The following is an 11,917-nucleotide window of genomic DNA, read 5'->3' on the forward strand; positions in this document are numbered from 1 at the left end:
AGTAGCCAAGTCGAATGAGGCAAGCCCACATGTATTTCCCCAGCATGACACGACGCAGCTTCCTCAAGGCTGGCGCTGCTTTGACCGGCACACTGGCCCTCGGCGATTGGCATCTGCTGGCGAAACCAAGTCGCCATTCCGAACGCCCTACCCTGGTTGTGTGGTGGCTAAACGGTGGACCTGCGGGTCTATTCAACAGTGCAGACGCTTTCCTTGCCAACGGCGCATTCGGCGTGACACCAAACAATGTGCGCGGCTTGGGCAATGGGCTTTATGTCGATGCTGGTTCACTGGGTATGCTACCCGCCACGGCATTGAGCCACATGGCGTCGGTGCACTTCCGGCATGGGCTTTATTCGCACAACGATTCGCGAGTAGCGGTGCTGCAGTCGGGTTCGCGCAGTCAGCTGTTACGCATGGCCGCAGCAATGCCGCACAGCGCGGTTTCGTGCGCGATCGTCAACAACCTGGGCCTGCCGGTGGGTGTCGCTGCCAATCCCCCCACGGAAGAAGGTATCGGTTTCGCACGCATAGAAAAACTCGACGATGTCCGTCGCTCACTCTCCGTCGCGCAATTCAACGATATCCGCGAAGCCTATGGTGCATTCGGCAGCAACCCCGCTATCGATAGCCAGCGCGCAAGCTTCGCTGCAGTGGAAGCACTGGTCCATGAAGGCGCCAGCGTGATCTACGCGCAGCCTGCCTATACTGGTCGACAGGACCGTCAGTTCGATACCCACCACGACGATACTGGAAAGCTGGCGCGCGAAATCATGACGCCCATTACCCCGATGCTGGCTACGTTTCTCAGCCGCGTCATGACCATGCCGGGCCGCAATGTCGTCACGCTGCTGACCGGTGAATTCAGCCGCACGCTGCCGGGTGCCGATCACGCCAAAGGCGGTACTGCCACGGTTATCGGCAAATACGTCAAAACCGGGGCGGCCGGACGCCAGCAAGCCGATGGATCACCGCCCGCAGATGCTCCTCCGCCCGAATCGCTGTGGGCTTTTGTCGCCGCAGCATTGCGGCTGGGTGAAACCGCACCGTTTGGGATCAACCCGCATCCCGGCTTGCTGGTACACGGTGCCGCTGAAACGACCAGCGTCGCGTGAAGAAAGCGCGAGCCGCATGAGCTAACGACTCATGCGGCCTGCTGGGCGACACTCCGTATCGAATCATCTAAGGGTTCACTCATGGCCGACTCTCCGATCGCGCGATAGGTTTGCCAACGAATGCGTTCCAACCGTTCGCGGCCAGCGCAGCCCAGGCGGTCGCGCCCAGGTGCGGGTGGTGGTAGTAGAAAAAATCGTCGTAGGTGGACAAGGGGCCGATCGCGAACGAAGTGCTGATGCGCTGCTGTGGCGTCGCGTACAGCATGCCGTCGGCGCTACGCTGCGCGCTGATCGACCGCCAAAGGCTGTCCGGCACCGGCTTGCCACTGGCTTGCAGCGCGGCCGCGGCCTGGCAGGTGCCTTCGGTCCACATGCCGTCCGGGTGACGGTCAAAGCCATAGCCATCACCGCTGCGATGATTGGCGTCGACAAAGCTCCAAACGGAAGTCCACGCCGGAGGATGTGGCTGGAAGGCAAGCAGCGGCCAGATTTCCTGATCCAGCCCGGACTTGTTACGCTCGATGGTCTTGCCGTCCTCGCCGGTGCCGACGAAGAAGCGCTGTTGCTGGCTGTCCCACATCGCGGCCACGAAGGTGCTTGCGATCTGCGCCTGCCGGGCCAGCGCAGGATCGCCGCGTTCCCGGTTGGCCCAGGTTGCGGCGGCGTAGATGTCGATGTTGTGCTCGGTCGACTTCCAGTGCTGAACGATCTGCTTGTTGTCGTAGCCAAATACACCGCCTTCGTAGCCCGCGGGTGCTACGGAGTTGGCGGTGTGCGCGGCGATCCACTTCAGCTGCGCCACGGCGCCGTCGAGATAACGCGTGTCGTGCGTGTTGTCGTAAACGGTCAGCAGCAACAACGCGGCCCACGCGGAGTTACCCGATGCGCTGCCAGTCTGGTAGGGGTCCTGGCTCCAATAGTTGCCCCGCTGTTGCCAATACCCAGGCAGCACTACCTTGTTGTCTTTCACTGCGCCGCTTCGATACGCATTGCGCAGGCGTCCGTCCTTGTAGCTTACGTCGCTGGCCGGTGCCAACAGCAAGGCGTCGGCGATGCGGCGCGCCTGCTCGGGTGCGCCGCAAACGCTGAGTGCGATCCCGGCCAACGCGTTGTCGTAGACAAAGCCCACATCCTGCAAGGCACGCGTGGCAGGATCGTCGCCTTGCATGTCGGGATAGCTGGGCAAAATCATCGGGCCCTGGCCAGGCATCGCTGCCGCCGTCTGCTTCAAGGCGCTACAGCTTTCCTCGGCCAGTTGCTGGCGCAGCGTGTCTTTGGCGGTGACTTGCTCGGTGCCCGTTACACCGAGTACTACACCGATAGCAGCAAGCACGACCCATCGCTTCAACATTAGTTCTCCTTATGCGCTTCGTCCGGGGTCAAAACACTTTCTATGTAGGATAAAGTGTTCTGATCTTTGGTTGGCCCATCACCCACTGGGTAGCGGGCTGAGATCACCGAGAGGTTCAGTAGCATGTCAGGTAACGGGCGAGCGTTGGTTCTTGGCGGTGGCGGAGCGGCAGGCAATGCCTGGGAAATCGGCGTGATCGCCGGCCTCATTGAGGCCGGGTTGGATGTGATCGAGGCCGATCTGATCATCGGGACGTCGTCCGGGTCGACCGTCGCGGCGCAAATAACCGGCGCGACCAAGCCGGCTGAACTACTTGCCGGCATTCTTACCGCTGCGCCCTCACCACCGACTGCCTCAGTCGGGCCCAACGGTGGACGCGTTGCGATCGGTCCGGCGGCGAACCATATGGAGATAACCGGCGCCATCATCGCTGCCGCCAAGGATGCGGCTGACATGCGTCGCAGGATGGGCGCAGCGGCACTGGAAACGGACGCAGCGTCGCACAGTGCTGCGCAATCGCAATGGCGCGCTACCGTTGCTGCTCGGCTATCCAGTCAGACTTGGCCGCAACAGCGGATACTTATCCCGGCGGTCGATGCCGATACCGGCGAGCCGGTCGTGTTCGACCGCCACAGCGGAATCGATTTGGTGGACGCCGTCGCCGCCAGCACTTCCAATGGTTTCGGTGTCCCTCCCTACCGCATCGGCGACAGGCGATACATCAACGGCGGCTATCGAAGAAACGAAAATGCCGATCTGGCGGCCGGATGCGCACGAGTGCTGGTGCTGTCCCCTTTCAGCGGCAGATCGCGGCATCCGCTGGACTGGGGCATGCATCTCGCAGCGCAGGTCGAAGAACTTCGCGCAGGCGACAGCAGGGTCGAAACGATCTTCCCGGATGGCGACGCCAACGACATTTTCGCTATCGGCAGCAATCAGATGGATCCGTCGACGCGCCCGCCGGCCGCCCGCGCCGGTTACCACCAAGGCAAAGCCCTTGCGGAGCAACTCACCGAATTTTGGCGCCTTACTGTATAAGCGTCTGGCTGCTCGTAGGCTGGGATGGCAATCCCAGCCTCGGGATGCTGCGTCAAAAGCCGGGATTATCATCCCAGCCTACGCGCTCATTCGGCGCACGGAAAATGCGCGCCCCGAAGGGCGCGCATGATAGCCTCGATAGGAGGCTTACGGCGACAGCCAGCTAACGAACAGCCCGAAAAAGTGCTTCAGATCATCGGTATTAACCATGGTGCACCTCCAGAAGAAAGTGTTTTGATCCCGTTTGGGACGCCCATTGAAACATCGGGACACACTCCCGCCCACTAGGATGAACCCTAGCCTCTGGCTGGCACGCCTCGCTACCAATCCAAACCGTCAGGCGACCCATCGGGATGGGCAAACCAGATTACCCAGTTGTGATTATTGGGACAGCCTGCGCCAAGAATGTGCGAGGTGATGACGCCATTGGCCGATTGCATACTCCCGTGATAACAACTGCCGAAGTTATCGCTGTAATCGCGTGTGGTGGAGCTTTCCCACAACGGATTGGGTGGATTGGTTCCCTCCGCGCGCGCGGATTGGAAGCCACTGGTCAAATGCGTGATGAAGTGGCCTTTGCCAGGCAGGTAATGGTCGCTATCGATCACACGGCCCTGCGTTACCCTCACATTGGAGTGCAGCAGGCTATCACCCTCGGTATCGCCCAAATTGTCGGACTGCACCGTGTCGGCGTAGGCCCATTGCAGCGGATATTGGACGTTTATGCGGTCCCAGCTGAGCAGCGTGCTGCCGATCGTTCGGCTGCTGACTTCCTGTACGGTGTTATTCATCCATACGGTCTGGTGATAATACTGGTTGACCGGCACGTTCAAGGGCAATGGCGGAGCTATCACGTCAAAGAATTGCGTACTGTTGAAGTTGCTCGTCTGATGTACGCGCGAATTGACAATGCCCTGCGAACTCGACACAAAACCACGTATTTCGAAATCCCTGTGTTGTTGCGTGGTGATGGTTCCCTCGATCGAATCACTGCTGGTTTGATGAATCGTATCGACGTCCGTAGGCGCGCCGTTCCCCGTGGCGAGCGTGTTCAGTGTCACGGCACCGCTTACCTGGCTGCTGTTCGGATCGAGATAGGCCAACAAGGTGGCGCCGCCGGCCCCGTTGGTATCCGTGGCGAGCGTACTAATGGAGATGCTATGGGAACCCGGCGCGCTCAAAACACCTGCAAAAGGCGTCAGGTCGACCCGATAAGGCTTGAAGTTGAGCATTTCCAGGGTAGTAATGGGCTGGTCGGCGCTGTTGGGAATGATCCAGTTCAAGTCGGCGATGACGTCGGGAAACGCTGGCGCGATACCTGCTGGGGTATTGTCGACATTAACTTGCAGCTCCTGGAAATTGCCGCCGTTACACCCCTGGTTCGGCGGAAAGATATGAACGTCGGGGCTGCTACCGGGCGCAAAGGGATTAGTGAGAAACGTGTAGAAAGGATTCGCGTCGTTACTGAAGCAGGTGTACCAGAGCGGACTGGAATCGCCGTCCGGATCGGGCAGGCCATAGACGTAGTCACTTTCGACATCCAGGTAGGCGCGCACGATGTTGTGCGGTAGATCGAGCGGTCCCACCTCGTTTACGGGGATGACAGCGTCCGGCACCTTGGGCGCCGGGGTAGCGGCACTGGACCGGTAAAAAGTGAGGCTTGCGCTGCCCTGAAACGCAAAACTGTCGACGTTGTCATTAGCCTCTCCTTGCTGGGCGCTCCAGATAAGACCAGTTTGAGGCGCCTTGAACAATGCACTGTAGTCGGTCAGGTCACGTTCGATAGTCCAGTTGGATGCGCCGTTGAAAAGCGGCACAGCACCATGGAACAGCCGCACATTAGCCAAGTCCATGCCAAGCGAGTCCACCACCGAGCGCCTGTTGGCCTGCACGTGCAATTTCAGGATGACCTTTGACCACGGCGGTGGACAGGCAGCAGGCGGCGTATAGGTAACCGTCGGGTCCACCGGCAAGTCGACGAACTGTTGTGGCCAATTGCGATTATGTAATAGCTCGACCACACACGGCTGCCCGACGGCGCCAGGCACATGCGGATCAATGGACGCAATGGTCCCGGCCGAAACGGGCTCGATCGAGCAGAATACGAATGTCACAATGAAGGGCGCCGTCGCCGCCAGGCGACGTGCCAAAGGCATAGATCTCATAACGGGGTTCCTCCCAAGCCGCCCCTGCGGGCGGGGATCTTATGCCGCACCCGATGAAAATCTTGCATGGCATTCGTTAGCGATAAATATTCACTAATGATCCAATGCGGAAATACGACTTTTGTTTATTCACTATCTTTCAATCAATATTATTTAATAAATCATAAAGATAGGCCTTATAGAGCAAGCAAAACTTCTTTTCTCTTCATTCTGACCTTCGACGGAATGACGATACATTTTCATTTCATCACGTTGCAACAACGGGTTGAAGTGTAAATGTCCTGCCGTTTGCTCAACTCCCCTTTAGCGTCACGCATGGGAAAAGGAGATTTACCATGCCCATCCGTTGCCAAAATTCACGCAACGCAACGGCTGCGCCGTTTTCGCTGCAGCGTCGCCGCTTCATGCAATCTACTGCGTTCGCTGGCGCGGCCATGGCGCTGGGTCTACCCGGATTTTCCGCGCGCGCGGCAGGCAGCGGAAAAACGGTGGCGATCATTGGTGGCGGCGTTGCAGGACTGAGCGCCGCACATGAGTTGGCCGAGCGCGGTTTTAAGGTAAGCGTGTATGAACAACGCGCCTGGGGCGGCAAGGTGCGCACCGGTACAGGCACAGGCGGGCGCCTGGATCTGCCTGGCCAATATGGCTTCCCATTCCTTGGCGGCTTCTACAACAATCTGCCGGACACCCTGCAGCGAATTCCTTTTGCCAAGACCACGGACAATGTGCAGGGAAACATGCCGCAGTCACCGCAATTGATGTTGGCTGCGGGTGGTCAGAGGGCCTACGTCAACAACTCGGCCTTCACCCCTTTTTCGGCCGGTGCCGCCGGCTTGCCCGCAGCGATTCACAGCTGGCTGCAAGACGCTTTTTTCGCGCTGGAAATACCGGCGGAAGAACTCGCGTACTTCGTGTCGAAATTCCATGTCTTCATGACCAGCTCCGATGCCCGCCGCCTGCGGCAGTGGGAATCCATGAGCTGGTGGGATTACGTGGGTGCGGCGACTCGTTCGTCCAACTATCAGCGCTTGATAGGCACGCCGCCCATTTCGACGGTTCACAGCAAGGAAGCCAGCGCGCGCAGCGTCGGGCAAGCGCTTGAAGCAAGCTTTTATGCCGGTGTGGGGCAAGGCTATCGCCCTGCCGTTAGCACTATTTCCGACCAACCCAAGCATGGGTGGATCGACACTTGGTGCCGGCATCTAGCAAGCTTGGGTGTATCACTGAATCTCGGCGTGCAGGCAACGCAGTTCCAGTACGTTAACGGACGGGTGACAGGTGTGCTGGCCGATGCAGCTGGCCATCCACTCACCATCAAGGCTGACTGGTACGTGCTGGCCGTGCCTTCGGAAAAGGTCGCTGCGTTGCTTCCAGCGGCGATGCGGGAGGCCGACAGCCAGTTTGCGGGTATCGAGAAGCTGGAGCAGCGCTGGGTGGCCAGTGTGCAGTTCTTGCTGGCGCAAGCTGCGCCGATCCATCAAGGGCCTTTCGCATGCCTGCATTCGCCGTGGGCCGTAACTGGCATTTCACGGGTGCATTCCCGGCCAGTGGGCTTTGCTGCCACCCATGGCGATGGCACCGTACAGAGTGTGCTGTCGTTAGATGTGTCGGACTGGACCACTGCGGGCGTGCTGTATGGCTTGCCCGCCGCTCAATGCACGCAGGAGCAGATCGCGCAGGAAGTGCTGGCGCAATTGCGCCATGACTTGCCCAACGGCCACAGCGCGTTGCCCGATAGCATGATTCAATCCTGGGCCATCGATCCGGCTGTGACCGGCCTGGGTACGGCCGATGCAGCCCATGCCGATCCGCTGTTCGTCAACACAGCAGGTTCGTGGTATTTGCGGCCCGACACCACGACGACCATCCCCAATTTCTTTCTGGCCGGCGACTATGTGCGTGCGACGGGCGCGGCTTTTGCGTCCATGGAAGCGGCCAACGAATCAGGCCGTCGCGCTGCCAATGCCATCTTGGCGGCAAGCGGTTCCGGTACCGCGCCTGCAAAGATCTATTCAGGCTACACATCGCCTCTGCTGATACCGGATTTCACGGCCGATGCGACACGGTTTTCGGCCTGCCTGCCCAACAAAGTCGACTTGCTTGATCCTTATTGCCCCCACTGCCTGGTTTGATACTGATGAAAAGGCCTAAAGGCGAGGCCTGCCATCAGCAAGGAGCATCGCCATGAGTTATGTCTTTATCGACGCCAACGATGCGCTTCATCGCTACGACACGGTTACCCAGGGATTCAATCGGCGCTGGCCGTCGCCTGGAGAGAGTGCCGGCAGCATCTATGTCTGTTCAACTCCCGCAGACGCACTGGCTGCGCTAAAGGATGCCCTCGCCAAAAGAAAACGGCCGACCATACGCAGCGGTGGCCACTGCTATGAAGGTTTCGTCTCCAATAATCCCGGCGGCGCCATCATCGACATTGGGCTGATGACGGGCATCCCTACCAACGTAACCGTTCAACTGGAAAACCATTCCACCCATACATACCGATTCCAGGTGCTGGCGGGTAACCAGCTCTGGGATTCCTATGCCAATCTCTACAAACGTACCGGCAAGACCATACCTGGCGGGACGTGCTATTCGGTGGGTACCGGTGGGCATATCGTTGGCGGTGGCTACGGCGGGCTGTCCAGGCAGCATGGCCTGGTCATCGACTGGTTGTCGGGCGTGGATATCCTGGTGGTCGATGCACAAGGCAGCGTGCGCCCCCTGCATGCCAATGCCACGCAACACGCCGACTTGTTCAAGCTATGCCGCGGTGGCGGCGGTGGCAACGTCGGACTGATTACCGGCTATTACTTCGATGACATGCCCGTGGCGCCACAGCAAGTGGCCACGCTAGGCCTGCAATACCCATGGTTTCTGTTCCGCAACGACAAAACCCGTTTGGGTGAATTCCTCAATACCTATGCGCAATTCATGATCAGCGCCGACACCAACCCTCGCACGTATGGCCTGTTCACCGGCCTCGGGCTTACTCATGTCACGGCCGGCGGCATCTGGATCGGCTTGCAATATTCGGACGAGAACGGTGGCCTGACTGACCTTGCACCGCTGAACGACTTCGTGAATGCGATGAGTCCGTTTGGTCCCAAGCTGCTCGATACCTACCTGCCCGGAAGTGGCGTGCGCCTGCCCTTTGTTCCGCCCCGTGCACCGCTGGTATCCGGCCTGCCTGCCGGCGCCCAGGTTTTCGATTGGCTGTACGCCACCCAGTCGGGAAATGGCTCCGGCAATAATCAACGCGGCAAATACAAGTCGTCCTACATGAAAAACGTATTCACCCAGACGGAGATCGATGCGCTGTTCCAATACCTGACCGTGGTGAATGCGAGCGACCCGCACTTCGCGCATTCGCTAGTGCAAATCGACTCCTACGGTGGCGCCATCAATCACGTCAGCAGCACCAACAACGGTTTCAATCCGGCCAACAACCAGACCGCGGTCACGCAACGCCATTCGATACTGAAGCTGCAATACCAGACCTACTGGACAGATCCGGCTGACGACGACAAGCATTTGAGCTGGCTGCGTGATTTTTACTATGCCGTGCATGCGCAGGACGGCTACAACGGCACGCCCTACCCTGCTTCGACAACTTTACCGAACTCGCGTTATGAGGGGTGTTACATCAACTACCCGGACGTCGACATGCTTACCGGAAAAACGCCCGGGCTACCTGGGTATAACTGGGGAGATCTTTATTACCCTGGTATCTATAACGAGCTGGTGGCGATCAAAAAATCGTACGACCCACTGAATATCTTTCATCACGCGATGTCGCTTGGCGCATGACCGCGCCGGCATCAGTGATGATTCATGTCTGCAGGCGTTCCGTCGGACCAAGTCGGGGCCGGGACCAGGAACACGAGAATCGGCGGCAGCCCTTTCATTTCAGTGTGTTGTTCAGGCGAGAAGAACCAATACGGGCTAGACATGACCGGCGAGCCGTCTGCGCCGGAACCCCAATCTTTGGCATCCTTGACCAGGGTGTCGAACATGAGGTGAGGCATGTTGTGGCCTCCTTGATCGGTCAGATACGACGATTTGGACATCATGTAATCCATGGCGCCGCTTTCGAGCGGTGGCAATTGCTTATTTTTGTACGCGGCTTGCAGGGCCGACAGCATCTCTTCCTTGGAACGGCCAGCCAGCACCATCTTGGCGCGCAGTTTAAAGATCGGCACGATCGAGCGTGCAGCCTGGGGATTGAGGCAATCGGCAGCCAGTATTTTCGGGTTCCAGAATTCGGGCCAGTCAAACGGTCCCGACCAGCTTCTGCCCACTAGGCAGACGAACCCGTTCTTGCCTTCTACCGCCGTCTCGTAGCCCTTTCGCCCCAACACCAGGATCGTCGCATCACGGGAGATGGACTGCGGCGCCGCACTGCGCGCCAAGGCAATCTCCGCTGCCTTATCCGCCATGAGGTATTGGTCGATCGGGGCCATCTTCGGATAGGGTGTCGCGGCATCCTGTGCCATCGCCTGGTGTGCCGCCCCAAGCCCGATCAGCAGGACGGAACACGTCATCAAAAAAGCGCCAAGCTTGTTTTTACGCATGGTCTTCCCCTCGGAATTGGTTTTTCACGCCATGGCGCGAAAGTGCGCCGTTGGCCTGTTGCAGTGCTGCTTAGCCCTCTGCAGGGGCTGGGTTGAAGAAGATTTCCCGCACCTCGACCACGCCAGGAAACGTCTTGGCACCTTTGCGCAACCACACCAAAACTTCGTCCAGGCTCTCGGTTTCCAGTATCGAAAGACCGCCTACGTACTCTTTCGCCTCCGAATACGGCCCGTCGGTGACAACCACCTCGCCATCAGGCTGCGACCGCACCGTCACTGCCTTCGGGCTCAGGCCACACGCGAACTTCCTGACACCCGCGGCGATCATTTCCCGGTTGAGCGCGTGGATGGCGTCGATGGTCTCCTGGGTTACGCGGGACGGGTCAAAGTCGTCCGGAATGTAGGTAGAGATCAAATATTGCGGCATTTTCGTCCCCTTGGATGGTCATCGGCCAGGCTGGTTACCCGATTTCACTATAGCGACGAACGGAAAGGCCGGAATTCGACAAGCTGCCGCGAAAATTTTGGCTCTTTTCGCATGGGAGTACTACCGGCCTTGAGGCTCCCGCTTTTTTTGGGTCCTCTTTGACGTACAAATCATGATCCCGATCCCAAAGCTAATGATTTTTTGGCCGACCTATTGCTGACCAGGTTTCCCGTATATGTAGACCATCCACCAGACACAGGTTGCCTCCACCACGGTCAAGCGGCCGCGGCCGTTGTAGCCGTAGCCCCAGGTTTCGCCGGCCACGCTAATGCCCGTGGCATTGCCATCCTTGTCACAGCCTCGTGCACTGTTGCCAATGTGCGTCAGCCAAAGCATGCCGTTTGGGTGGTCGCAAGACTGAACCTGGTACCGTTATTGGCGCCGATTGCAGTCGTAAGCAGGCCTTACGTCATAGAAGGGCTATGGGGACTCTACGTATCGCTTGAAGGCATCGATCGTTCCCATCCAATAGAAATGCAGATGCCGGTAGATGGCCATCGTGGGAAATCCCGACGCCTCGAATCTCAGCATCGTTCGGCTCCCATCGGCTTGAAGCACGAAGCTCAGTTTCGTATAGCTTGATGGCTGATCCGGTAGACAGGAAAGCGAGCTAAGGTGCGTGAAGCTCACCGAATGGAACGGTTTGAAGGCAAGCACAACACCTCGGTTCTCGAATCGCAAATGATGTATGCCGCGAATGACAATGGCGCTTCCCACTGTCCAGGTCGTATCCACTTCGACCGAATAATCGCTGCCACCGAGCCATTCGTTCATGCTGCGAGGGCTGACAAGCTGCTCCCAGACCACCGCAACAGGCGCCTCCAAAACTACTTCCTCATTGAAGCAAGCAGGAATATCACTGCCAGATGGGAGATTCATCGCTCAAAGTCCATGTCGCGGTGTACCAGATTATCGCTACCTCGGCGCGTCCCGCAGAGTTCGTAGGCTGGGATGGCAATCCCAGCTTTTCACGCGGCATGCAGATGCTGGGATTGTCATCCCAGCCTACGCAGACGTCCCCGATGCTCCGCGCTCGCCGATTGCTTGCGCGGCATCCGGCCGCAGCTGGGCGGGATCGTAGTAGAAGCGTTCGCGCATGATCCTGCCGTCGATCCACTGTTGGACTGCTAGGGATGCTCTGATTTATTCCGAGCTATGGCAAGATCCCGTCACCTGACGATGGAAGCGAT

The 11,917-nt window shown here is 58.7% G+C and carries 9 protein-coding genes; 4 read left to right on the forward strand and 5 right to left on the reverse strand.

From position 1 onward, the window contains the following. Positions 1-29 precede the first annotated feature (29 nt). Positions 30-1,115 carry a twin-arginine translocation signal domain-containing protein gene (locus tag QQJ96_RS13540; protein WP_284332540.1) on the forward strand — a complete coding sequence of 362 codons (1,086 nt, stop codon included), beginning with the start codon at positions 30-32 and terminating at the stop codon, positions 1,113-1,115. A gap of 79 nt (positions 1,116-1,194) precedes the next feature. Here the strand turns inward: QQJ96_RS13540 and QQJ96_RS13545 are convergent, their stop codons facing one another. Then, complete coding sequence (locus QQJ96_RS13545; RefSeq protein ID WP_284332541.1) at positions 1,195-2,466, reverse strand: hypothetical protein; 1,272 nt, start codon at positions 2,464-2,466, stop codon at positions 1,195-1,197. 123 nt (positions 2,467-2,589) lie between these two features. Here QQJ96_RS13545 and QQJ96_RS13550 point away from each other — a divergent pair, with 123 nt between their 5' ends. Further along, positions 2,590-3,504 (forward strand): patatin-like phospholipase family protein, encoded by a 915-nt coding sequence (locus QQJ96_RS13550; protein WP_284332542.1) that lies wholly within the window; start codon positions 2,590-2,592, stop codon positions 3,502-3,504. Positions 3,505-3,824: 320 nt separating this feature from the next. Here the strand turns inward: QQJ96_RS13550 and QQJ96_RS13555 are convergent, their stop codons facing one another. Further along, positions 3,825-5,669 carry a peptide-N4-asparagine amidase gene (locus QQJ96_RS13555; RefSeq protein ID WP_284332543.1) on the reverse strand — a complete coding sequence of 615 codons (1,845 nt, stop codon included), beginning with the start codon at positions 5,667-5,669 and terminating at the stop codon, positions 3,825-3,827. Positions 5,670-6,004: 335 nt separating this feature from the next. On the opposite strand from QQJ96_RS13555, the gene QQJ96_RS13560 reads away from it, so the two are divergent. Further along, positions 6,005-7,801, forward strand: a complete 1,797-nt coding sequence (locus QQJ96_RS13560) for a hydroxysqualene dehydroxylase (RefSeq protein WP_284332544.1) — start codon at positions 6,005-6,007, stop codon at positions 7,799-7,801. Positions 7,802-7,853: 52 nt separating this feature from the next. After that, positions 7,854-9,476 carry an FAD-binding oxidoreductase gene (locus tag QQJ96_RS13565; protein WP_284332545.1) on the forward strand — a complete coding sequence of 541 codons (1,623 nt, stop codon included), beginning with the start codon at positions 7,854-7,856 and terminating at the stop codon, positions 9,474-9,476. A gap of 11 nt (positions 9,477-9,487) precedes the next feature. Here the strand turns inward: QQJ96_RS13565 and QQJ96_RS13570 are convergent, their stop codons facing one another. From QQJ96_RS13570 to QQJ96_RS13580, 3 genes are all read right to left on the reverse strand, one after another. After that, positions 9,488-10,240, reverse strand: a complete 753-nt coding sequence (locus QQJ96_RS13570) for a hypothetical protein (RefSeq protein WP_284332546.1) — start codon at positions 10,238-10,240, stop codon at positions 9,488-9,490. Positions 10,241-10,310: 70 nt separating this feature from the next. Next, a complete protein-coding gene (locus tag QQJ96_RS13575; protein WP_284332547.1) occupies positions 10,311-10,667 on the reverse strand; it encodes a YciI family protein in 357 nt (118 codons plus the stop codon). 480 nt (positions 10,668-11,147) lie between these two features. Further along, a complete protein-coding gene (locus QQJ96_RS13580; RefSeq protein WP_284332548.1) occupies positions 11,148-11,606 on the reverse strand; it encodes an SRPBCC family protein in 459 nt (152 codons plus the stop codon). Positions 11,607-11,917 lie beyond the last annotated feature (311 nt).

It is taken from the genome of Dyella flagellata (genome assembly GCF_030160275.1).
Taxonomy (GTDB): Bacteria; Pseudomonadota; Gammaproteobacteria; order Xanthomonadales; family Rhodanobacteraceae; genus Dyella_B; species Dyella_B flagellata.